Origin of the sequence: Actinoplanes sp. NPDC049681 (assembly GCF_044465265.1) — a bacterium.
Taxonomy (GTDB): Bacteria; Actinomycetota; Actinomycetes; order Mycobacteriales; family Micromonosporaceae; genus Actinoplanes.
The window spans coordinates 466,126-488,553 of sequence record NZ_JBITLP010000006.1 but is presented as its reverse complement, the minus strand read 5'-3'; the positions used below and the strand labels follow the sequence as shown (position 1 = coordinate 488,553).

Annotated in this window: 24 protein-coding genes; 15 read left to right on the top strand and 9 right to left on the bottom strand. The window is 70.8% G+C overall.

Features of this window, described 5'->3' with window-relative positions:
• Nucleotides 1-15 precede the first annotated feature (15 nt).
• The 13 genes from glyA to ACIBO8_RS24085 all read left to right on the top strand — a co-directional run bounded on the left by glyA (nucleotide 16) and on the right by ACIBO8_RS24085 (nucleotide 11,078).
• Nucleotides 16-1,305, top strand: a complete 1,290-nt coding sequence (gene glyA / locus ACIBO8_RS24145) for a serine hydroxymethyltransferase (protein ID WP_396117525.1) — start codon at nucleotides 16-18, stop codon at nucleotides 1,303-1,305.
• Nucleotides 1,302-1,820, top strand: a complete 519-nt coding sequence (locus ACIBO8_RS24140) for a hypothetical protein (protein ID WP_396117524.1) — start codon at nucleotides 1,302-1,304, stop codon at nucleotides 1,818-1,820. The genes glyA and ACIBO8_RS24140 overlap by 4 nt, the downstream gene beginning before the upstream one ends.
• A gap of 261 nt (nucleotides 1,821-2,081) precedes the next feature.
• Nucleotides 2,082-2,243: a hypothetical protein gene (locus ACIBO8_RS24135; RefSeq protein ID WP_396117523.1), complete on the top strand. Its 162-nt coding sequence runs from the start codon at nucleotides 2,082-2,084 to the stop codon at nucleotides 2,241-2,243.
• A 15-nt stretch (nucleotides 2,244-2,258) separates the two neighbouring features.
• Nucleotides 2,259-3,044 (top strand): F0F1 ATP synthase subunit A, encoded by a 786-nt coding sequence (gene atpB, locus ACIBO8_RS24130; protein WP_396117522.1) that lies wholly within the window; start codon nucleotides 2,259-2,261, stop codon nucleotides 3,042-3,044.
• Nucleotides 3,045-3,113: 69 nt separating this feature from the next.
• Nucleotides 3,114-3,347, top strand: coding sequence for a F0F1 ATP synthase subunit C (locus tag ACIBO8_RS24125; RefSeq protein ID WP_396117521.1), 234 nt, complete (start codon nucleotides 3,114-3,116; stop codon nucleotides 3,345-3,347).
• Between the two features lie 25 nt (nucleotides 3,348-3,372).
• Nucleotides 3,373-3,933, top strand: coding sequence for a F0F1 ATP synthase subunit B (locus ACIBO8_RS24120; protein ID WP_396117520.1), 561 nt, complete (start codon nucleotides 3,373-3,375; stop codon nucleotides 3,931-3,933).
• Entirely contained in the window at nucleotides 3,930-4,751 is an 822-nt protein-coding gene (locus ACIBO8_RS24115) for a F0F1 ATP synthase subunit delta (protein ID WP_396117751.1), read from the top strand. Before ACIBO8_RS24120 ends, ACIBO8_RS24115 begins: the two co-directional genes overlap by 4 nt.
• 80 nt (nucleotides 4,752-4,831) lie before the next feature.
• Nucleotides 4,832-6,481 (top strand): F0F1 ATP synthase subunit alpha, encoded by a 1,650-nt coding sequence (gene atpA / locus ACIBO8_RS24110; RefSeq protein WP_396117519.1) that lies wholly within the window; start codon nucleotides 4,832-4,834, stop codon nucleotides 6,479-6,481.
• Between the two features lie 3 nt (nucleotides 6,482-6,484).
• Entirely contained in the window at nucleotides 6,485-7,414 is a 930-nt protein-coding gene (locus ACIBO8_RS24105) for a F0F1 ATP synthase subunit gamma (protein WP_396117518.1), read from the top strand.
• Nucleotides 7,414-8,856 carry a F0F1 ATP synthase subunit beta gene (gene atpD / locus ACIBO8_RS24100; RefSeq protein ID WP_396117517.1) on the top strand — a complete coding sequence of 481 codons (1,443 nt, stop codon included), beginning with the start codon at nucleotides 7,414-7,416 and terminating at the stop codon, nucleotides 8,854-8,856. The genes ACIBO8_RS24105 and atpD overlap by 1 nt, the downstream gene beginning before the upstream one ends.
• A 224-nt stretch (nucleotides 8,857-9,080) precedes the next feature.
• The gene (locus tag ACIBO8_RS24095; protein WP_396117516.1) at nucleotides 9,081-10,214 is read left to right on the top strand and encodes an LCP family protein; all 1,134 of its coding nucleotides are present in this window, start codon (nucleotides 9,081-9,083) and stop codon (nucleotides 10,212-10,214) included.
• A gap of 105 nt (nucleotides 10,215-10,319) precedes the next feature.
• The gene (locus ACIBO8_RS24090; RefSeq protein ID WP_364704987.1) at nucleotides 10,320-10,601 is read left to right on the top strand and encodes a F0F1 ATP synthase subunit epsilon; all 282 of its coding nucleotides are present in this window, start codon (nucleotides 10,320-10,322) and stop codon (nucleotides 10,599-10,601) included.
• Between the two features lie 9 nt (nucleotides 10,602-10,610).
• A complete protein-coding gene (locus tag ACIBO8_RS24085; protein WP_396117515.1) occupies nucleotides 10,611-11,078 on the top strand; it encodes a DUF2550 domain-containing protein in 468 nt (155 codons plus the stop codon).
• Nucleotides 11,079-11,522: 444 nt separating this feature from the next.
• Here the strand turns inward: ACIBO8_RS24085 and ACIBO8_RS24080 are convergent, their stop codons facing one another.
• Complete coding sequence (locus ACIBO8_RS24080) at nucleotides 11,523-12,101, bottom strand: cob(I)yrinic acid a,c-diamide adenosyltransferase (RefSeq protein ID WP_396117514.1); 579 nt, start codon at nucleotides 12,099-12,101, stop codon at nucleotides 11,523-11,525.
• Nucleotides 12,102-12,142: 41 nt separating this feature from the next.
• On the opposite strand from ACIBO8_RS24080, the gene murA reads away from it, so the two are divergent.
• Nucleotides 12,143-13,429, top strand: a complete 1,287-nt coding sequence (murA, locus tag ACIBO8_RS24075) for a UDP-N-acetylglucosamine 1-carboxyvinyltransferase (RefSeq protein ID WP_396117513.1) — start codon at nucleotides 12,143-12,145, stop codon at nucleotides 13,427-13,429.
• Nucleotides 13,430-13,433: 4 nt separating this feature from the next.
• Here the strand turns inward: murA and ACIBO8_RS24070 are convergent, their stop codons facing one another.
• Nucleotides 13,434-13,790, bottom strand: coding sequence for a hypothetical protein (locus ACIBO8_RS24070; protein WP_396117512.1), 357 nt, complete (start codon nucleotides 13,788-13,790; stop codon nucleotides 13,434-13,436).
• Nucleotides 13,791-13,925: 135 nt separating this feature from the next.
• Between ACIBO8_RS24070 and ACIBO8_RS24065 the strand changes: the two genes are divergently transcribed.
• Nucleotides 13,926-14,780: a 3-hydroxyacyl-CoA dehydrogenase family protein gene (locus tag ACIBO8_RS24065; RefSeq protein WP_396117511.1), complete on the top strand. Its 855-nt coding sequence runs from the start codon at nucleotides 13,926-13,928 to the stop codon at nucleotides 14,778-14,780.
• Nucleotides 14,781-14,822: 42 nt separating this feature from the next.
• On the opposite strand, the gene ACIBO8_RS24060 is transcribed toward ACIBO8_RS24065, so the two are convergent.
• From ACIBO8_RS24060 to ACIBO8_RS24030, 7 genes are all read right to left on the bottom strand, one after another.
• A complete protein-coding gene (locus ACIBO8_RS24060; protein ID WP_396117510.1) occupies nucleotides 14,823-15,341 on the bottom strand; it encodes a hypothetical protein in 519 nt (172 codons plus the stop codon).
• Nucleotides 15,317-16,099 carry an ABC transporter permease gene (locus ACIBO8_RS24055; protein WP_396117509.1) on the bottom strand — a complete coding sequence of 261 codons (783 nt, stop codon included), beginning with the start codon at nucleotides 16,097-16,099 and terminating at the stop codon, nucleotides 15,317-15,319. The genes ACIBO8_RS24060 and ACIBO8_RS24055 overlap by 25 nt, the downstream gene beginning before the upstream one ends.
• Complete coding sequence (locus ACIBO8_RS24050) at nucleotides 16,096-16,956, bottom strand: ABC transporter ATP-binding protein (protein WP_396117508.1); 861 nt, start codon at nucleotides 16,954-16,956, stop codon at nucleotides 16,096-16,098. Before ACIBO8_RS24050 ends, ACIBO8_RS24055 begins: the two co-directional genes overlap by 4 nt.
• Nucleotides 16,957-16,972: 16 nt before the next feature.
• Complete coding sequence (locus ACIBO8_RS24045; RefSeq protein WP_396117507.1) at nucleotides 16,973-17,710, bottom strand: hypothetical protein; 738 nt, start codon at nucleotides 17,708-17,710, stop codon at nucleotides 16,973-16,975.
• Nucleotides 17,697-20,342 (bottom strand): FtsK/SpoIIIE domain-containing protein, encoded by a 2,646-nt coding sequence (locus tag ACIBO8_RS24040; protein WP_396117506.1) that lies wholly within the window; start codon nucleotides 20,340-20,342, stop codon nucleotides 17,697-17,699. Before ACIBO8_RS24040 ends, ACIBO8_RS24045 begins: the two co-directional genes overlap by 14 nt.
• A 79-nt stretch (nucleotides 20,343-20,421) precedes the next feature.
• Nucleotides 20,422-21,795 carry a hypothetical protein gene (locus ACIBO8_RS24035; protein ID WP_396117505.1) on the bottom strand — a complete coding sequence of 458 codons (1,374 nt, stop codon included), beginning with the start codon at nucleotides 21,793-21,795 and terminating at the stop codon, nucleotides 20,422-20,424.
• Nucleotides 21,792-22,418 (bottom strand): DUF4126 domain-containing protein, encoded by a 627-nt coding sequence (locus tag ACIBO8_RS24030; RefSeq protein WP_396117504.1) that lies wholly within the window; start codon nucleotides 22,416-22,418, stop codon nucleotides 21,792-21,794. Before ACIBO8_RS24030 ends, ACIBO8_RS24035 begins: the two co-directional genes overlap by 4 nt.
• Between the last annotated feature and the right edge of the window lie 10 nt (nucleotides 22,419-22,428).

The following is a 22,428-nucleotide window of genomic DNA, read 5'->3' as shown; positions in this document are numbered from 1 at the left end:
CGTGAGGAGCGCGCCATGGACACGTTCTGGGGTCCGGACTTCGCCGCGCTGCAGCGCGAGGATCCCGAGATCGCCGAGGTGATCGTGGGCGAGCTCGACCGTCAGCGCGGCGGCCTGCAGCTCATCGCGAGCGAGAACTTCACCTCCCCGGCGGTCCTGGCCGCGCTGGGCTCGACGCTGACCAACAAGTACGCGGAGGGCTACCCGGGGCGGCGCTACTACGGCGGGTGTGCCGAGGTGGACCGGGCCGAGGAGCTCGGCATCGCGCGCGCCCGGGAGCTCTTCGGCGCCGACCACGCCAACCTGCAGCCGCACTCCGGGGCGTCGGCGAACATGGCCGCCTACGCGGCGCTCGTGCAGCCCGGGGACACCGTGCTGGCCATGGACCTGCCGCACGGCGGGCACCTCACCCACGGCAGCAAGGTCAACTTCTCCGGCAAGTGGTTCCACACCATCGGCTACCACGTACGCCCGGACACCGAGCTCATCGACTACGACGAGGTGCGCGACCTCGCCCAGGCGCACCGGCCCAAGCTCATCATCTGCGGCGCCACGGCGTACCCCCGGCTGATCGACTTCAAGGCGTTCCGGGACATCGCCGACGAGGTGGGGGCGTACCTCATGGTCGACGCGGCGCACTTCATCGGGCTGGTGGCCGGGCGCGCCGTGCCTTCGCCCGTACCGTATGCCGACGTGGTGTCGTGCACCACCCACAAGGTGCTGCGCGGGCCGCGGGGCGGCATGATTCTCTGCCGTGAGAGTCTCGCCGCGCGCATCGACAAGGCCGTCTTCCCGTTCACCCAAGGCGGGCCGCTGATGCACGCCGTCGCCGCGAAAGCGGTCGCGCTGCGGGAGGCCGCGATGCCGGGCTTCCAGGGGTACGCCCACCAGGTCGTGCGCAACTGCCAGGCGCTTGCCTCCGGGCTCGCCGGCGAGGGCATGCGCCCGGTCTCCGGCGGCACGGACACCCACCTGGCCCTCCTCGACCTGCGCGACCTGGGCGTCAGCGGCCGCGACGCCGAGGAGCGCTGCGACCGGGCACGGATCACTCTCAACAAGAACGCGATCCCGTTCGACCCGGAGCGGCCGATGACCGCCTCCGGCATCCGGGTCGGTACGGCCGCCGTCACCACCCAGGGCATGCGCGAGGGGGAGATGCGCCAGATCGCCGGCATGATCGCCGCCGCGGTCCGGGCCGACCCGAGCACGGTCTCGGGTGCGGGCACGCTGCGGGACACTGCTGACGAAGTGGGAGAGCTGGTGCGGCGGTTCCCGGCCTACCCGGGTGCCGAGGTGCCGGTATGACCGAGAAGCAAAGCGCGGCTCACCGGGACGACACCGTGCCCGGGCCGCGGGACGCCGACGTTCCGGAGTGGGCCCTGCGAGCGGACGAGGACGATGACCGGCCGCTGCCGGACCTGCCGCCGTTGCCGGCCGACCCGCGCTGGCGGGTGGAGCACCTGCCGCTGCTCACCGCCTTCTCGGTGGCGCTTCTCATGTCAGCCGCATCGGTGGGATTCCTCACCGCGGGGGCGCCGGCGGCGTTGGGGGCGGCGGCCGGAGTGGCCATCGTGATCGTCAGCTACACCATGTCCACCCTCGTCCTCGCCTGGGCGGACACCGTGCGCCCGGCGCTGCTGATGCCGCTCGGGATCACCACATACGTGGTGAAGTACTCGTTGCTCGGCGTGATCCTCGCGTTTGTGATCTCCTCGGAGTGGCCGGGTCGCACGGCGCTCGGCTGGGGCGTCGTCGCCGGCGTCATGGGTTGGACGGCCGCCCAGATCTGGTGGGTCGCCCGGCTGCGTCACCGCACGTGACCGCTGCGGTGGGGTTTTCGTGGGTTTTGATCCACGAATCGGTGACGGAAAGGCGGCAATGGTGTCCGGTTCTGGCGGAGGGGGAGTACCGTGGCTCGCTAGTTGCGAGACCCCTGACGCCTGGACAACTGCGGTTGTGCGGGGGGTCCCGCTTAGCTTCGTCTCGCTGACTGATATCTTCATGCCGTCATGGCCGGTCAGAAACCTCCCAACGATTCCCACGGTGACGACGGTCCACCCCCGCCCGATACGGGCATGGGCATGACGGCAGTCACCTACCTCTTCGCGGGCATGTTGGTCTGGGGCGGGATCGGCTGGCTGGTCGACCACTGGGTCGGTACTCGCGGGATCTTCGCCGGAATCGGCGCGGTCCTCGGTATCGGCGGTGGTGTCTACCTCATCGTGCGCCGTCTCGGCGCCTGACAGGAAAGGGCTACGGTGATCGGTCAGTCGACGGTCCTCGCAGCGGAGTTCCCGCCCAGCGTCGAGGACTTCTACCTGCCCAGCATCCTGCCGTGGGGGCACGAGTCCTACTGGTTCACGAAGATCACGTTCCTGGTCTGGCTTTCGGCCGCGCTCATCATCCTGTTCTTCCTGGTCGCGTACCGGAAGCCGAAGCTCGTGCCCACCAAGAAGCAGTGGCTGGCCGAGAGCGCGTACGGCTTCGTGCGCAACAACATCGCCGTCGAGATGATCGGCCCGAAGGGCGTTCAGTTCGCGCCGTACCTGACGACGCTGTTTCTGTTCATCCTGCTGAACAACTTCTGGGGCATCGTGCCGTTCGTGCAGATCTCGCCGAACTCGCACATCGCCTTCCCGGCATTCCTCGCGGTGATCAGCTACTTCCTGTTCATCATCGTCGGCATCCGGCACCACGGCTTCGCGAAGTACTTCAAGACCGCGCTCATCCCGCCGGCGCCGTGGTTCATTCTCCCGCTGCTGATCCCGATCGAGTTCTTCTCGAACTTCATGGTCCGCCCCTTCTCGCTGGCGGTCCGACTCTTCGCCAACATGTTCGCCGGCCACATGCTGCTGCTGGTGTTCACGCTCGGCGGATTCGCAATGATCAGCACCAATGCCTGGTTCACGCCGTTCTCGATCGTCTCCTGGATCATGACGATCGCGCTGACGCTGCTGGAGTTCCTGGTCATCTGCCTGCAGGCGTACGTCTTCACCGTGCTGACCGCGAGCTACGTCCAGGGCGCTCTCGCTGACGAGCACTGAGAGCTGTTGGAGCACCACCCCGTTTGTCGTCCCGCGTGACAGTCACGCGAGATCTCAGGAGGATCTGAAATGCTTCTCGCCGAAGTTGCAGGTAGCACCGCTGCCATCGGTTACGGCCTCGCCGCCATCGGCCCCGGTATCGGTGTCGGCCTGGTGTTCTCGGCCTACATCCAGTCGACGGCCCGTCAGCCGGAGTCGTCGCGCCTGACCCTCCCGTACGTCTGGATCGGCTTCGCCGTCATCGAGGCGCTCGCCCTGCTCGGCATCGCGTTCGGCTTCATCTGGCAGGGAAGCAACCTCTAAGCCTTTCCCTCGCTAGGAGGTGTCCATGCTTTCCCTGACCTATCTGGCCGCGCCTGAGGCCGGTACCACGGAGCCGCACAACCCGATCATCCCGGCGTGGGAAGAGATCGTGGTCGGCTCGATCGCGTTCATCGTGCTGTGCTTCATCCTGATGAAGTTCGTCTTCCCGCAGATGGAGAAGACGTTCGCGGCGCGGGTCGACGCGATCGAGGGCGGCATCAAGCGCGCCGAGGCCGCTCAGGCCGAGGCGAACCAGCTGCTCGAGCAGTACAGGGCGCAGCTCGCCGAAGCCCGCACCGAGGCCGCGCGCATCCGCGACGAGGCTCGTGCCGACGCCGAGGGCATCCGTCAGGACGTCCTGGCCAAGGCCCGGGAGGAGTCCGAGCGCATCATCGCGGCCGGGCAGGATCAGCTCGCCGCCCAGCGCGAGAGCATCGTGCGCGACCTGCGTTCCGAGGTGGGCACGCTCGCGGTGGACCTGGCCAGCAAGATCGTCGGTGAGTCGCTCGCCGACGAGGCGCGCAACCGGGGCACCGTCGACCGGTTCATCAACGAGCTCGGCGCCGGTACGGCGGGCGGTCGCTGATGGCGACCGTCAACCGGGAGTCGTACGCCGCCGCGGTGGAGAAGCTGACCGCGGACACGCAGACGGCCACCGCCGCGCAGATCGCCATCACCGCCGACGAGATCCTGTCGGTGGCGCGGCTGCTGCGCGGCGAGCCCCGGCTGCGGCGCGCGCTGACCGACCCGTCGCGCTCGGGCACCGAGCGCGGCGAGCTGCTGCGTTCGCTGCTCACCGGCAAGCTCAGCGCGGTGGCGGTGGACACGCTCGCGGTGCTGGCGTCCGGCCGCTGGTCGGCGCCGAACGAGCTGCTCGACGCCGCGGAGCGGCTCGGGGTCGACACCGCGCTGGCGGCGGCCGACAAGGCCGGCAAGCTGTCCGACATCGAGGACGAGCTCTTCCGCTTCGGGCAGGTCGTCTCGGGCAACCCCCAGCTCTCCGTCACGCTCAGTGACCCCACTGCGCCGGTCGACCGAAGGGCTAAGCTGGTCGAAGACCTGCTGACGGGTAAGGCCCAGACGGGAACGCTGCAGCTCGTCCGGGTCGCGCTCGAAGGTTTCGGCGGCCGCAGCTTCGAGACGTCGCTGAGCAAGCTGGTCGAGCTGACCGCCGCCAAGCGGGACCGTCAGGTCGCGTACGTGACGGCGGCCAAGGTGCTCGACGACGCCGAGGAGCAGCGGCTCGCCGCCAAGTTGTCCGACATCTACGGTCGGCAGGTTTCGCTGAAGGTCGATGTGGATCCGAGCATCATCGGTGGTCTCAGCGTCCGTGTCGGCTCCGACCTCTACGACGGCACGATCCTGCGGCGACTCAACGAAGCCCGGCAGGCGTTCGCTAAATAACTACTTCCCCTCGGCGGCGGCGACGCTACCGACAGCCCTCGGGCGCGGCGACGCCCCGAGCCGACTAGAGAAGGCAGAGGATGGCCGAGCTGACCATCTCCTCGGACGAGATCCGGGGGGCGCTAGAGCGCTACGTCTCGTCCTACACGCCCGAGGTCTCCCGTGAGGAGGTCGGCATCGTCTCCGATGCGGGCGACGGTATCGCGCACGTCGAGGGTCTGCCCTCGACGATGGCGAACGAACTCCTCGAGTTCGAGGACGGCACGCTGGGTGTCGCCCTGAACCTCGACGTCCGCGAGATCGGCGTCGTGGTCCTGGGTGACTTCGCCGGCATCGAGGAGGGCCAGCAGGTCAAGCGGACCGGCCGCGTCCTCTCCGTCCCGGTCGGTGACGCCTACCTCGGCCGCGTGGTCGACGCCCTGGGCAACCCGATCGACGACCGCGGCGAGATCGCCAACGAGGGCTTCCGCGAGCTGGAGCTGCAGGCGCCGAACGTCATGGCGCGCCAGCCCGTCAAGCAGCCGCTGCAGACCGGCATCAAGGCGATCGACGCCATGACGCCGATCGGCCGCGGCCAGCGCCAGCTGATCATCGGCGACCGCAAGACCGGCAAGACCACGGTCGCGCTCGACACGATCATCAACCAGCGCGCCAACTGGGAGACCGGCGACCCGGAGAAGCAGGTCCGCTGCATCTACGTCGCCATCGGCCAGAAGGCCTCCACCATCGCCAGCATCCGCGGGACGCTGGAGGCGCAGGGCGCGCTGCAGTACACCACCATCGTGGCCTCGCCGGCGTCCGACCCGGCCGGCTTCAAGTACATCGCCCCGTACACCGGCTCGTCCATCGGCCAGCACTGGATGTACAACGGCAAGCACGTCCTCATCGTCTTCGACGACCTGACCAAGCAGGCCGAGGCGTACCGTGCCGTGTCGCTGCTGCTGCGCCGCCCGCCGGGCCGCGAGGCGTACCCGGGCGACGTCTTCTACCTGCACAGCCGGCTGCTCGAGCGCTGCGCCAAGCTCTCCGACGAGCTCGGCGGCGGTTCGATGACCGGCCTGCCGCTGATCGAGACGAAGGCCAACGACATCTCGGCCTACATCCCGACCAACGTCATCTCCATCACCGACGGCCAGATCTTCCTCGAGGGTGACCTGTTCGCCTCCGGTGTGCGCCCGGCCATCAACGTCGGCACCTCGGTGTCGCGCGTCGGCGGTTCGGCGCAGGTCAAGGCGATGCGCTCGGTCTCCGGCCGGCTCCGCCTCGACCTGGCCCAGTTCCGTGAGCTGGAGGCCTTCTCGGCCTTCGCCTCCGACCTGGACCGCGCCTCGCGGGCCCAGCTGGAGCGCGGTGCCCGCCTGGTCGAGCTGCTCAAGCAGCCGCAGTACTCGCCGCTGTCGGTGGCCGAGGAGGTCGTGGTCATCTGGGCCGGCACCACCGGCCAGCTCGACGACATCGCGGTGAGCGACGTGCGCCGCTTCGAGACCGAGTTCCTCGACTGGATCAAGCGCAACCGCAGCGACGCGTTCACCGCGATCTCCTCCTCCGGCCTGCTCGGTGACGACCAGGTCGAGGCGCTGCAGAGCGGCGTGAACGAGTTCAAGGAGCTCTTCAAGCGCGGCGAGACCACCGGTGGCCCGAACGAGGCCCCGGCCCAGCCGATGGCCGAGGGCACCGAGAGCCGCGAGACCGTCACCCGCGAGGTCCGGTCCTCCTCGGACGAGAGCTGAGCCATGGCCGGTCAGGTACAGGCCCTCCGGCGGCGCATCCGCACCGTCCGGTCGACCAAGAAGATCGCGAAGGCGCAGGAGCTGGTCGCCACCAGCCGCATCGCCAAGGCGCAGGAGCGGGTCACCGCCTCCAAGCCGTACGCGGAGGCGATCACGCAGGTGCTGACGGCGCTGGCCTCGAACGCCTCGATCGACAACCCGCTGCTGCAGCCGCGTGAGCGGGTGCGGCGCGCGGGTGTACTGCTGATCACCAGCGACCGCGGCCTGGCCGGCGCCTACAACGCCAACGCCATCCGCACGTGCGAGCAGCTGCTCTCGCGGTTGCGGGCGGACGGCAAGGACGTCGCGCTGTACGTCGTCGGCCGCAAGGGCGTCGGCTACTACCGGTTCCGCAACCGGCCGATCGAGGCCAGCTGGACCGGCTTCTCGGAGCGGCCGTCCTTCGAGGACGCCCGCCGCATCGGGGAGTCCCTGCTGGAGGCGTTCGTCGCCGGCGCGGACGACACGGACGAGCACCATGGTCCGGACGGCATCCAGGGCGTGGACGAGCTGCACATCGTCAGCACCCAGTTCAAGTCGCTCATGACCCAGAGCCCGCAGGCGCGGTTCCTCGCGCCGATGCAGGTCGAGGACAAGGAGCGCGAACCGGGACTGCGGCCGGCGTACGAGTTCGAGCCCGAGGCCGAGGAGCTGCTGGACGCGCTGCTGCCGAAGTACCTCAACACGCGGATCTACGCGGCGTTGCTGGAGTCGGCGGCGAGCGAGTCGGCGTCGCGGCGCCGGGCGATGAAGAGCGCGTCGGACAACGCGGACGACCTGCTCAAGCGGTACACGCGCGAGATGAACTCCGCGCGGCAGGCTGCGATCACCCAGGAAATCAGTGAAATCGTCGGCGGCGTCGAGGCGCTGTCCACGTCGGGAAGTGATGTGTGATGACTGCTGTAGCTGAGCCCACCAAGACGGAGACCGGCGTCGGCCGCGTCGTCCGGGTCATCGGCCCGGTCGTCGACGCCGAGTTCCCGCGGGACGCGATGCCGGAGATCTTCAACGCGCTGCACGTCGACGTGACCCTCTCCGAGGGCACCAAGACGCTGACCCTCGAGGTCGCCCAGCACCTGGGCGACAACGTGGTGCGAGCGATCTCGATGCAGCCGACCGACGGCCTGGTCCGCGGCGCCGAGGTCAGCGACACCGGCGCGCCGATCTCGGTGCCCGTCGGTGACGTGACCAAGGGCCACGTTTTCAACGCCCTCGGCGACGTGCTCAATGCCGACCCGGCGACGCTGCAGGTCACCGAGCGCTGGCCGATCCACCGCAAGCCGCCGGCGTTCGCGGACCTCGAGCCGAAGACCGAGATGCTGGAGACCGGCATCAAGGTGCTCGACCTGCTCGCGCCGTACGTGCGCGGTGGCAAGATCGGCCTGTTCGGCGGCGCGGGCGTGGGCAAGACGGTGCTCATCCAGGAGATGATCATCCGTGTCGCCCGCAACTTCGGTGGTACGTCGGTGTTCGCCGGCGTGGGTGAGCGCACCCGCGAGGGCAACGACCTCATCCTCGAGATGGACGAGGGTGGCGTGCTCGACAAGACCGCCCTGGTCTTCGGCCAGATGGACGAGCCGCCGGGCACCCGCCTGCGCGTCGCCCTGACCGCCCTGACCATGGCGGAGTACTTCCGGGACGTCCAGAACCAGGAGGTGCTGCTCTTCATCGACAACATCTTCCGGTTCACCCAGGCCGGTTCCGAGGTGTCCACCCTGCTCGGCCGCATGCCGTCCGCCGTGGGTTACCAGCCCACGCTGGCCGACGAGATGGGCGAGCTGCAGGAGCGGATCACGTCGGTCCGGGGCAAGGCGATCACCTCGCTGCAGGCGATCTACGTGCCCGCGGACGACTACACCGACCCGGCCCCGGCGACCACGTTCGCCCACCTGGACGCGACCACCAACCTTGAGCGGTCGATCTCCGACAAGGGCATCTACCCCGCCGTGGACCCGCTGGCCTCCAGCTCGCGGATCCTGGCGCCGGAGTTCGTCGGCGCCGAGCACTACGCGGTCGCCCGCGAGGTGCAGCGAATCCTGCAGAAGTACAAGGACCTGCAGGACATCATCGCCATCCTCGGTATGGACGAGCTCTCCGAGGAGGACAAGATCACGGTGCAGCGGGCCCGCCGCATCGAGCGCTTCCTCTCGCAGAACACGTACGCGGCCGAGCAGTTCACCGGCGTTCCCGGCTCGACGGTCCCGCTGAAGGAGACCATCGAGGCGTTCAAGAAGATCAGCGAGGGCGAGTACGACTCGTTCCCCGAGCAGGCGTTCTTCATGTGCGGTGGCCTCGAGGACCTCGAGCGCAACGCGCACGAGCTCATGAAGGGCTGATCCAGACGCGATCCACGGGGCCGCTCCGACACAGGTCGGGGCGGCCCTACGCGTTTCCTCGGGACCGTTATGTCCGTTTAGCCAGCCGGGTGGGCGCGGGCGGGTATCAGGACGCGAAAGTTTCTTCTCTTGTTCGGATACTCTTGACGGTGCCCGTTGCACTGCCCTGCGATCATTGCTCCTTTGGTCGCGGATGAGACCCGTCGACGGCGGTTGGGGAGCGAGTGGCGAAGAGCGGAAAACCCAGAACCAAGCGGCGCTCGCCGCTCTGGGCGAGGCTGTGCGCGATCTTCGGGTGCGCGCTGATGGTCCTCAGTGGTGGCGCCCTGATCACGAGCCAGGCGCTCGTGGCCCGCTACGCCGGCGCGGTGGAGACCAAGGACCTCTTCGGCAACGCCGCGAAGGGTGCCGCCAAGCAGCCGGTCAGCGACATCAAGGGCCCGCTCAACATCCTGCTCGTCGGCATCGACCCGCGCGACGCGACCACCGCGCCGCTGTCCGACTCGATCATCGTGGTGCACATCCCCGCCGGGCTGAAGCAGGCGTACCTCTTCTCCATCCCGCGTGACCTGCGGGTCGAGATCCCGCCCTTCCCGAAGACCGGCTTCCAGGGCGGCACCTCGAAGATCAACGCCGCGATGTCGTACGGCAGCAGCATCGGCAACGGCAAGCACGATGTGGCCCAGGGCTTCGACCTGCTGGCCAAGACGGTCGGCAAGCTCACCGGCATCAAGCGCTTCGACGCCGGCGCGATCATCAACTTCAGCGGTTTCAAGGACATCGTCGACGCCATGGGCGGCGTCACGATGACCATCGACCAGGACGTCAAGTCGGAGCACCTCCAGCCCAACGGCAAGCCCCGCCCCCGCCGTCCGGAGTGCGCCGACAACAGCTGCGCCCACCCGTACATCGGTCCGCAGGCGGAATACAAGAAGGGCACCTACCACCTCAAGGGCTGGCAGGCGCTCGACTACTGCCGTCAGCGCTACGGGCTGCCCCACAGCGACTACGACCGCCAGCGCCACCAGCAGCAGTTCATCAAGGCCATGGCGCAGCAGGCGCTGAGCAAGGACGTCGTGACCAACCCGATCAAGCTCGACCACGTGCTGCGGGCCGCCGGCGACGCGCTCATCTTCGACGGCAACGGGCACAACGTGGTCGACTGGGGCCTCGCGCTACGCGGCCTGCGCTCCGACGACATGACCCTGATCAAGCTGCCGGGCGACTCGTTGTTCAACGGCAAGTCGTACATCGGCGAGGGTCTCGAACCGTCGGCCCAGCAGTTCTTCGCGTCGGTGAACGACGACTCCATCGCGTCGTTCCTGGTGGACAACCCGAGCTTCCTCCAGAAGCTCTAGCACCCAGGAGTGGCGGTCGCCACCCGGGGCAACGCTGTGTCACCCGGCCGTTTAGACTTCACCCCAGAGGGATCGCAAGATTCCGCAGGCTTACAGGGAGACAGCGTGGCCAAGCAACTGCACGTCCAGGTCGTCGCCGTCGAGGAGAAGGTCTGGTCCGGCGACGCCGAGATGGTCGTCGCGCGCACCACCGAGGGTGAGCTCGGCGTCCTGCCCGGCCACTCGCCGCTCCTCGGCCTGCTCAAGGAGCCCTCCCAGGTCCGCGTCAAGCTGGCCGGCGGCGAGCAGCTCACCTACGACGTAGCCGGCGGCTTCCTCTCCATCGACGCGGACGGCGTGACGGTCCTCGCCGAGAGCGCGACCCCCGCCACCCCCGACGCGCACTGACGCCACGCGATGCGGATTCTGGAGGTCGTCGGAATCTGCGTCGGCGCGCTGCTCGTCATCCTCTTCGCCCTCTTCTTCCGCCGCCGTCTGCTCATGCAGGGCGGCGGCACCATCCGCGTCCAGGTGCGGGTCACCACCATGGTCCCGGGCCGCGGCTGGTCCGCGGGGCTCGGCCAGTTCGTCGGTGACGAGCTGCGCTTCCACCGCATGTTCAGCTTCGCCGTCCGCCCCAAACGCGTGCTCGACCGCCGCACCCTCAACGTGCAGCGCCGCCGCCTCCCGGAGGGCCCCGAGCGGCTGACCATGCCGGGCCACTGGGTCATCCTGCTGTGCCGCCTGCCGGACGCCGAGATCGAGATCGCGATGGCGGAATCCACGGTGACGGGCTTCCTCTCGTGGCTCGAGGCGGGACCGCCCGGGCAACCGGGCAGCGTGGCGCCTCGACCGGCCATCAGCCCCCGCCCCGCCGAGAACTGACCGCCACGCCGGTAACCCGGGAGGGGCCGGCGGCCTTCGTGGGCCGGCGATTCGGCCTGGGTCGGTATTCGGCAAGGACTGCGGGCGGTGGTGCTGCCGTCAGCCACGGGGCCGGCGGTCGGGCCTAGCCCAGTTCTACCGCCTGCCGCGTGCTTCGGCCCGGGAAGGCTGCGGAGCCGCCCTTTCTGCCCGGCAATGGCCGCTACCGCCGGCCGGTGCGCCTCCACCGCCGGTGCGAGAGCCGCTGTCTCGGCACCCGACCACCGGCTGGCGACCCGGTGAGCCAGGAGCCGTCACGGCCGGGCGACCCCCCAAAGGCTGCGTCGGCGGCTTGGCAAGGGCCTCAGGTCGCCGCGCCGGCCCTCGCCCCGGGTGGCTGCGTCAGCCGCGCGGGCCCCGCAAGCGGGCCGCCGTGTGCCGGCGGCCCGGCGAGCGCGGCGTCGTTCAGGAGGCCGTACCGCCCGGGACCCATTTCACGTCGCCGGCCGCGCCGTTCGCCGTGCGGGCCAGGATGAACAGCAGGTCCGAGAGCCGGTTCAAATACTTCGCCGGCAGCGGCCCCGTGCGGTCCGGGTCCTCCTCGACCAGCGTCCACGCCGAGCGCTCCGCGCGCCGGGCCACCGTGCGGGCCACGTGCAGCAGCGCCGCCCCCGGCGTGCCACCCGGAAGAATGAAGGAGTCCAGCGCCGGGAGTTGTTCGTTGTATTCGTCGCACCAGCCTTCCAGGCGGGTCACGTACGACTCTTTGATCCGCAGCGGCGGGTACGGCGGGTCCTCCGCGAGCGGGTTGCACAGGTCGGCGCCCACGTCGAAGAGGTCGTTCTGCACCGCCGTCAGGACGCTGCGCACGTCCGGGGCCAGGGAGCCCAGCGCCAGGGCCACGCCCAGGGCGGCGTTGCACTCGTCGACGTCGGCGTACGCGACGATGCGCGGGTCGGTCTTGGCGGCCACCTCGTTGTTGCCGAGGCGGGTGGAGCCGGCGTCGCCGGTGCGGGTGTAAATGCGGGTGAGATGCACGGCCATGGCCCCCACCCTACGGATGCCGCCTGGACGCGCCCCATACGATGGCCCGCGTGGATGTGATCAGGGTCAAGGGCGGCGCACGGCTCTCCGGTGATGTCACGGTGGGCGGTGCCAAGAACTCGGCGCTCAAGCTGATGGCCGTCGCGCTGCTGGCCGAGGGGCGCAGCGTCGTGGCGAACGTTCCCCGGATCACCGATGTCGCGATCATGGGCGAGGTGCTGCGCCGGCTGGGCTGTGATGTGTCGTTCGACGGTGGGGAGGCCACCATCGACGTGCCGGCCGAGCCGGGCAGTGAGGCCGACTACGACCTCGTGCGCCGGTTGCGGGCCTCGATCTGTGTGCTGGGTCCGTTGCTGGCGCGCCGCGGGTACGTGCGGGTGGCCCTGCCCGGTGGCGACATGATCGGTTCGCGGGGGCTGGACATGCACGTGTCCGGGCTGGCGCGGCTCGGTGCGGAGATCTCCGGCGAGCACGGTTTCGTCATCGCGTCGGCGCCGGCCGGGCTGCGCGGCGCGAAGATCTGGCTGGATTTCCCGAGCGTCGGGGCGACCGAGAACATCCTGATGGCCGCCGTGCTGGCCAAGGGCGTCACGGAGATCGACAACGCGGCGCGCGAGCCGGAGATCGTCGACATCTGCCAGATGCTGACCGAGATGGGGGCGCGCATCGACGGCGCCGGCACGTCGACGCTCACCATTGAGGGGGTCGACGCGCTGAAGCCGGTGCGGCACGCCACCGTCGGCGACCGGATCGTCGGCGGCACGTGGGCGTTCGCCACCGCGATGACCCGCGGCGACGTGACCGTCCACGGCGTACGCCCGGAGTATCTGGAGATCGCGCTCGACAAGCTCGTCTCGGCGGGCGGGGTCGTGGAGCCCGGCGACAACAGCTTCCGCGTACGCATGGACGACCGTCCGAAGGCCGTCGACATCGTGACGCTGCCCTACCCGGGTTTCGCCACCGACCTGCTGCCGATGGCGCTGGGGCTGGCGGCGGTCAGCTCGGGATCGTCCCTGATCACCGAGAACATCTTCGACGGCCGGTTCATGTTCGTGAACGAGATGGTGCGGCTCGGAGCGGACATCCGTACCGATGGCCACCATGCCGTGACGAACGGCCGTGAGCGGCTCTCCGGAGCGCCGGTGCGGGCGACCGACATCCGGGCCGGCGCGGGCCTGGTGATCGCGGGCCTGTGTGCGGACGGCGTCACGGAGGTCGGTGAGGTGCACCACATCGACCGCGGCTACCCGGATTTCGTGGCGGACCTGGCGAACCTCGGCGTCGAGGTGGAACGCGCGGTCGTCACCGAGCCGACGTACGACTTCTGAGCGGTCACAGCGCGGGTGAGCCCCCGACGAGGCGCCGCGCCTCGTCGACCTCCTCGGGGAAGACCAGCACCACGAGGCGGCCGTCGGGGCGTACGGCCGAGGTCGAGCGGATGCCCGCGGCCCGCAGCAGGGCCCGGATCTCCTCAGCGATGATCGCGTCGTCTGTGGCGGCGGCCGGGCAGAGCAGGCCGTAGTCCTCGCCGCGCTCGAAGATGGCCAGGCCGGCGTAGAGGTCGCGGAGCGGGTCCTCGCCCGCCCGGGTCCACTGCAGGCCCATCCGCCAGAAGATCGCGCCGAGGAAACCGACGAGCGCGACGGCTATGAAGGGCCCTAGGAGGTACCAGCCGTCGCTTGGTGGCATGCGCACAGTCTGGCATCGCCGGGAACGCTTTTCCGGGGATTTGCCCCGATAGAGGCCCTGAGCCTGCGTTAAGCACGCCCGCTAGTCTGGGGGCACCCTCAAAGATGAGCGGGATACAGAGAAGGAGAGGCACACATGGCGGGTCGGCTCGCGGTCATCGGCTCCGGTCTGATGGGTTCCGGTATCGCCCAGGTGGCGGCGCAGGCGGGATGGCAGGTCACCATGCGGGACCTGGACGAGTCGTCGCTGCAGCGCGGCGTCTCGGCGATCAGGGACTCGCTCGGGCGGTTCGCTGCCAAGGGCAAGATCACCCAGGAGGACGCCGACGCCGCCGTCGCCCGCATCAGCACCACGACCGAGCTGGAGGCGGCCGCCGACGCCGACGTCGTGGTCGAGGCCATCTTCGAGAAGGTCGAGGCCAAGCACGAGGTCTTCCGGGCCCTCGACAAGATCTGCAAGCCCGGCGCGGTGCTCGGCACCAACACCTCCGCCATTCCGATCACTCAGATCGCGGCCGTGACCGAGCGCCCCGAGTCCGTGGTCGGCATCCACTTCTTCTCGCCCGTACCGATGATGAAGCTCGTCGAACTGGTCCGCGGCTACCAGACCTCGGACGAGACGCTCGCCGCGGCGCGCAACTTCGCCGAGGAGGTCGGCAAGACCTGCGTCGAGGTCAAGCGTGACGTCGCCGGCTTCGTCTCCAACCGGCTCTTCTCGGCGCTGCTGGTCGAGGCGATCAGCCTGGTCGAGTCGGGCGTGGTCACCGCGGCCGACCTCGACACGGTCATGAAGCTCGGCTTCGGCCACGCCATGGGTCCGCTGGCCACCATCGACCTGACCGGCCTCGACGTCATGCTCAACGCCACGAGCAACATCTACCGCGACACCGCGGACGAGAAGTTCTTCCCGCCGGAGCTGCTGCAGCGCATGGTCACCGCCGGCGACCTCGGCCGCAAGACCGGCAAGGGCTTCTACACGTACGAGGCCTGAGCCGTCGCGGAGTTCCCGGTCACCCGTCGGGGACTCCGCTGCTCAGAAGTGCCGCCGGACGCCATACGGCATCAGTTCTTGATCCCAGCCGATGAAGAGGTTCATCATCCCGCGCGGGGTTCGGAACGAGGCGCCCGGCGGCACCTCGACCGGGGTCTGCGGGCCGACCGCGAGTCCCTCGCGGCCGGATGTCCACACGAGGAAGCCTCCACGCCGATGGCCGTCGAGATCGGTGATCCGGTCGATGCCGCAGGACCAGCGCGGCCCGGATCTCTCGATGACCATCAGCCGGTCGGGGGTCCGCACCAGGTAGGCGATCTCCTGGCGGTAGCTGGCCGGCAGGTAGCCCAGGTCCTTTCCGTACACGGAACCCCGCTCGCCCCCGTTGAAGGCCCAGACGTCGGGGAGCACGGCGATGGGCCCGATAGTGACGTACAGGGCGTCGGCCGGCACCAGGGACGCCACCACGTCGGCCTTGGCCATCGCCCCGACCTCGGACATCTGGCCGAAGAAGCGCTTGAAGAAGCCCATGCTGCTCAGCCGTCGCGCTTGGTGGTCCATCGGAACGTCGTGAGGCACAGGACGAGGGCCACCACGCACCACACGCCCAGCACCAGCGCCACCATCGGCAGGTCGTACGAGCCGCCGGGCTCCCGCGGCCCGAACGACGCGGGCAGGAACACCGAACGCAGCCCCTGGCACATCCACTTCAGCGGGAAGACCGACGCCACGTTCTGCATCCAGCCCGGCAGGCTGGTGAAGACGAAGAACACCCCGGAGATGAACTGCAGGATCAGCGCGACCGGGGTGACCACGGCCGGGGCGCTGCGTCCGGTGCGGGCCAGCGACGAGAAGGCGACGCCGCAGAGCGTGCACGCCGTGATGCCCAGCGCGGAGACCCAGAGGAACGTCAGCCACTTCCCGGCGGTGTCCGGCAGGTCCAGGCCGAAGAGCAGCGCCGCCACGGTGAGCAGGATGATCGTCTCCAGCACCGCGACGAAGGCCACCATGATGACCTTGCCGGCGAAGTAGACCCACCGCGGCATCGGCGTGCCGAGCAGCCGCTTGAGCACCCCGCGGTCCCGTTCCATCGGGATCTGGATCGCCAGCGCCTGGAAGCCGGCGGTCATCAGCCCGGTCGCGATCATGCCGGTGACGAAGTACTGGGTGAACTTCACCCCGTCGCCGATCTCGCCCTTGAAGATCGAGCCGAACACCAGGATCAGGATCGCCGGGAACGCCAGCGTGAACATGACCTGTTCGCGGCTGCGGAGGAACTGCCGGATCTCCAGCAACCCCTGCCGAAAACCGAGGCTCATGCTGTGCCCGCTCCGATCATGTCGAGGTAGATGTCCTCCAAAGTCGGCCGGGTCACCGTCAGGCCGGGGACCTCGCCGTCGAAGCGCGCGGCCAGGTCGGTCACCACCGCCGTCGGCGTCGCGCTGCGGGTGCTTTCCCACGACCCCTCGGGGGTACGCCAGGAGACGGTCGCCATCGCGGATTCGCGGTTGCCGAGCTGCCGGGGAGTGTCCACGGCGATCAGTCGCCCGGCCGCGATGACCCCCACCCGGTCGGCGAGCGTCTCCGCCTCCTCGAGGTAGTGCGTGGTCAGCACGATGGTCGTCCCCGTGCCGGCCAGGTCCCGGATCAGCGTCCAGAACTCGCGCCTCGCCTCCGGGTCGAAGCCGGTGGTCGGCTCGTCGAGGAAGAGCAGCTCCGGCCGGCCGATGATGCCCAGCGCCACGTCCAGGCGCCGCTTCTGGCCGCCGGAGAGGGTGTGCGTACGGGATCGGGTCTTGCCGGTGAGGCCGACCCGCGCGATGACCGCCGCCGGATCGTCGGGCTCGGGGTAGAAACGCGCGAAGTGCCCGACCACCTCGCCCACGGTCAGCTCGTCGAACTCCCCGGTGCCCTGCAGCACGATGCCGACGCGCGTGCGCCACCGCCGCTTGGCAGCGTCCTCGACCGCCGGGTCCACGCCCAGCACCCGGACCTCGCCCGCGTCCCGGCGGCGATAGCCCTCCAGGATCTCCACAGTGGTGGTCTTGCCGGCGCCGTTCGGGCCGAGCAACGCGAAGATCTCGCCCGCAGCGACGGTGAGGTCCACGGCGTCGACCGCGACCGTGTCGCCGTAGACCTTGCGGAGCCCCCGTACCTCGATAGCGGCTTCCCTCATGGAGGGAGAACCTAGCTCACCGGCTCGCGGCAAAGGTCACCGAGAGCAGGGTTGCCGCGAGCATGCCGCCGAGCAGGGTCAGGCCGATGCCGCCGATGTCCAGCTTCGAGCGCAGCCGCCGGTGCGCGATCACGGCGCCCACCGGCACACCCGCGGACGGTGCCACCAGGAACGCCAGCCAGCCCAGGCCGCGGATGACGGCACCGCCGGGTACGGGCGTGCTGCCGACGGTCACCAGGCCGGCGGCGATCAGCCCCGTCAGGCCGGCGACCAGGGCGCCGAGCAGGGGCAGCAGCGGCAGGGCCCAGCGGGGCAGGGGCCGGCGCTCGGCGGGGCGTACGGTCACGTCGATGCGCTCGGCCGCCCGGGCGAGCAGGGTGCGGGCCGACTGGCGGGGAGCCGGCGCCATGGCCTGCGAGCCGGGGGAGCGTTCCAGCGCTACCCGGGGGAGCGCCTCGACCGCGGCGGGCTCGGGCACCTCGCCCAGCGCCCGTACCCGCATGCCGGGCGCCCGGCGCAGCTGGTCCCAGAGCCGGGCGGCCTCGCGGTCCACGTCGAGCACCTGGGCCGCCGCGGCGCCCGCCCAGCGGTCCGCGGCCGCCGCGTCGCCTTCGGCGCGGGCGAGCTCGCCGGCGGCCTGGGCGGCGCTGGTCCGGTACGCCTCCTCGGCGTTCGACAGCTCGGCGTCACGCCGCCGGGCGACCTCGGCGAGCGCGGTCATCATGAGCTGGTAGTCGCGGTCACGTGTGGTCACTGTTCACCTCGTACGGGATGATCACTTCCGGATGGCGGTGCACCGAGCGGTCGAAGAACAGGGCCCGGCGCCGCCGCGGATACCACAGCGGGCCGCCCGGCTGGGGCGACAGCGGGCTCAGCTCGGGGCCCTGCACGTCGAGCGCCACCCAGGCGCCGATGGTGTCCAACCGGGCGCCGATGCCGCCGAGGTCGTCCCGGAGCCGGGCGACCGAGCGCCACCAGCCCAGCACGTGCATCCGCTGCTCCGGGCCGTCGGCGAGCAGGGCGCGCAGCCGTTCCCGGTACGCCGGCCCGGCCGCGTCGAACGCGTACCCGAGCACGTAGTGCGGGATGCCGTCCGCGCTGAACGCGGCGAACAGGTCGTCGAGGTCGGTGGGGCCGTACCAGTCGGCCTGCGGCAGTTCGGCGACCAGTCGGGCGGCCGGTCGCTCCGCACCCGGGTCGAGGCAGACGATGCTGAAACGCGCGGGTCCCTGGGCGGCCAGCGACAGGGCGGCGGCCGCGAGCACGTCGCACGCCTCGTCGACGCGGGTGCCGAGGACCGCCAGGTTGCGCCCGGGCATCCGGCCCAGCCGCAGCCGCGCGGGGCGCGCGGAGACGTCGATGCGCTCGCCCAGCACCGCGCCGGGCGACGACCCGACGTCGGCGGTGCTGACCGGCACCCGGCCGGCGGGCCGGTACGCGTCCGGCAGCCGCGGCACGGCATCACCGTCGAACAGCCGCGGCGGTACGCACGACTCCGGCCGCTCGTGCCACAGCTTGCGCTGCAGCGCCCGCCACACCGACCGGTCGCTCGCGTCGGGCAGCCGGACGACCTGGTTGGCCCCGGCGACCCCGGAGTCGGCGTTGACGACCGCGTGGAAGCGGGGGATGACCGCGGCGGCGAGGTTGGTGTCGGTCAGGATGCGCCGCGCCTTCGGCAGCGCGATCCGCAGCGTGAACTGCCCGACCAGGCCCGAGCGGCCCCAGAGCGCCTCGATGCCGGACACGTCCTGGCTCGCCAGCACCAGGTGGATGCCCTGGGAGCGGCCGCGCCGGGCGAGGTCCTCCAGCAGGGTCACCGCCTCGTCGGCGAGCGGGTCGCGGCCCGACAGCAGCACCTGGAACTCGTCGATGACCGCGACGATGCGGGGCCAGTGGCCGCCCGGGTCCTCGGCGCGCAGCTCGGCCAGCTTGGAGGCCTCGTACCGTTTGGCGGCCTGGGCCCGGGACCGCAGCTCCTCACTCAGGTGGCGCAGCATCGCCAGCCCGAACTCGCGGTCGCCGTTGACGTTGATGCCGGCCAGCCGGACCTGCGGCAGCCAGCTGGGGTCCCGCGGCCCGGGCGCGAACCGGGCGAAGGACACGCCCTCCTTGAAGTCGAGCAGGTAGAGGGCGAGCTCCTCGGGGCCGTACCGGGCGGCGAGGGAACCGATCCAGGCGTAGATGAGGTTGGTCTTGCCCGACCCGGACGGCCCGCCGATCAACGCGTGCGGCGGGTCGTCGCCAAGCGGCACCTCCACCAGCGAGCCGTCGGTGCTGTCCCCGATCGGGGCGGTCAGGCCGTGCGCCGACGACTCGGTCCAGATCTTCTCCGGCTCCAGGTCGGCGAAGCGGGCCGGCGGCGGGCCCTCACGCAGCCGCTCGGCGGTGGTCCGGCAGAAGCCGGCGATCCGCTCCGCCGGAGGCGCCGCGTCGAGGCTCACGGTGAGAGCGCCGGTGGTGTCGCAGGTCGCGGATTCCCCGCGCACGGCGATGCGCTCCACCGTCGGGTGCGGCGCGAGGTCCAGACCCCGGACCACCAGGTGTACGCCGCAAGCCACGCCGGTCCGCACCACCCGGTCGAGCTGCGCGCGGTGGGCGTCGCTCAGGTCGCCGGCCCGGGCGGGGTCGAGCAGCAGCACCACCACCCGCCACGGCTCGGGGCGGGGGCCGGGCGTCGCGGCGGTGAGGTCGGCCAGGGAGGCGTACTCGCCGGCCAGCACGCTCTCGTTGACCCGGCAGATGTGCTCGACCAGCTCGTCGAGGGTGGCGCCGAGGCCACCAGGGCTCACGAACGACAGCAGGCCGGCGTTGCCCAGCGGCGCGAACGCGGCCAGTGTCCCGCCGAGCTGTTCCGGGTCGTAGACGCTGAGCCGGACGTCGCCGGGGCGGGTGGTGCCGAGGGCCCGCAGCAGCAGCCCGGAGACGACGCCGTCCGCCGCCGGCTGGTCGCCGAGGACGTTCACGTGCGCGTGGTCCAGGAACGGTACGAGCGCAGGTAGCTTCCTGCGCTCCTCGCCCGCCTCGTACGCGACCGTGCCGATCCGGAGCAGCCCGGGGCGGCCGACCCGGTCGGGCTCGGTCGGGGTCCAGTAGCGCCAGGAGGTGCCCGCCGCACCGGACGCGGTGAGGGCGGCGAGCGACTCGACGTTGCGGGTCAGCGCGGCCGCCTCGGCCTGGGTCCGGCGCAGGATGTCCTGGCGTGCGGAATCCCGGGCCTCGGCGAGCTGGGCGAGGCAGGTCGCGTACGCGTCCCGGATCAGCTTCTTCCGGCGCTGAGCCTCGTTGCGGGCCGACTCGGCGGCGGCCAGCACGGCTCGGGCGGTGCCGCGTGCCTCGGCCAGCTCCTGCCGGACGACGGCGACCAGCGCGTTGCGGTGGCTACCCACTCAACCCCCCGGAATCCACGTGGGGGGATTTTAACCGCTTTCGGGGGCTTATTGCCCTTTTGGGCGGCGTGTCGGGTCTTCACCGCCTCGGCCGCGCGGGATCCGCGCGGCCGGCGGTCCCCCGGGTCAGCCATCGGGGGTCGGTACTGAGCAGTTCACGCCACAGCCGCGCGGCCACCATGTCCGCCCCCTCGGCCGTCCAGCGGCGCAGGGTGCCGCGCGGGACGTGGCGGCGGAACCAGTCCAGGGCGCGGCGGGCGTCCCGGTTCAGGCCGTCGGCGCGGGGCGTGCGGTCGTACGGCCGCAGTCCCAGCACGCAGCAGTAGTGCAGGGCGTTGTAGAGCCGCCACTCGTCGGTGGTGCCGAACCCGGCCGCGGGCCGCAGCTTCGCGACCTGCTCGGCCAGCACGGCCCGCAACTCGGCCACCCGCATCAGCGGCTGCTCCGCCACACCCGGCCCCCGCGCTTGCAGCCGCCGGTCCACCGCGGGCAGATCGACCAGCGGGTTGCGCAGCAGCCGGCCGATGTCGGCGAAGTCGTCCAGGGCGCGCCGGGTCAGCCGGCGGAACTCGTCCTCGTCCAGCGCGATCATCCGGTGCCGCTCCCGCCGCCGGGGGAGTGCCTCGGCCGCAAGCAGCAGCGCGGACCGGTCCTGCCGCAGCCGCTCGTCCTGCAGGAACGCCAGCCGGTCCAGGCCGGCCCGCACCGGTACGGCCAGCCCCGCCGCTCCCAGCACCACCGCCACCAGCACGTACTGCAGCACGGTCACCGTACGCAGCCCCGGCGCCGCCAGCATCGTCAGCGCGGCCGGGCCGCCGCACAGCAGCGTCGCCGCCACCGCGGTGACCAGGGAACGGCGCAGGTCCGGAATCAGCCGCTCGCCCGCCTCGGTCGCGTCCGCCACGGCCACCAGGAACCCGAGCAGCAGCAGGTCGAGGCCGATCGCCGCGAGCACCAGCTCGGCCGACCCCAGGTCGATCGGGGCCAGCACGACGATCAGGCCGGCGGCGTACAGCGCGGCGGCGACGGCCAGGGCCGCCGGCAGGGAGCCCGGCCGGACCTTGTCGCGGTAGCGCAGGAGCAGAACCGTCGCGCCGGCCAGGGGCGCGAGCGCGACCAGCTTGCCGACGCCGGGCAGCAGCGCGGCCAGGACCAGGAACAGCGCCGACGCGTACGCCCACCCGAGGTTGATCTGCCGCCGCTCCGGCACGTCGCGGGGCAGCAGCGCCGCCGCGACGCCCGACCAGCACAGGGCCGGGATGCAGAGCAGCACCCTCGCCACCGCGGACCCCGGTGCCAGGCTCCAGGCGGCCACCGCCACGGCGTACGACCCGAGGGCGCCGGCAGCACGCCACAGGAGGACGCGGGCCGGGTCACGGGCGACGAGGTAGCACCCCAGCCACCAGGTCAGGGCGAAGACGGGTACGGCGATCGCGGGCACCGGGGCAGTCAACCAAAGAGTCGTTGCGTACCGACACCCTCGGACGTCTGCCGTTCCCTCCTGCGCCGGCGGCGCCGCCTGATCACCCACACCGCGCCGGCCACCAGCACCACGAGACCGAGCAGCACCAGCACCGGCAGGAGGATCGCCAGCAGCGACAGGACGACGCTGGTGAAGTCCTCGGCCGTGCTGGCGACCGGTGCGCCGACGCCGGCGGTGGAGACGTTCACCACCGGCCGGGACGCCGCCTTGAAGCCGTGCACGCACAGCGCGATCACCACACCGGCCGCGACCGGCACCCACTGGTGCGATCCGAAGAACGAACCCGGGTCCGACACGGTGACCGTCTCGGACGACGACCCGGCCCCGAACGCCAGGCCGCCCGCCGTCGGCCGGACCACCGTCTGCACGACGTCGTTCACGTGGTCGACCACCGGCACCTTGTCGGCGACGACCTCGACCGCGAGCAACACCGCGAGGATGACCAGCACCCACCCGTTCGAGAGCCACTGCCACCCGCCGGGCAGGTCGATCGTGTCGGTGTACCGGTCGAGCAGACCCATCGTGAGCAGGGGGATGTACGCATTCAGCCCGGCGGACGCCGCCAGGCCGGTACCGGTGAGGGCTTCGAGCACGATCTCAGCA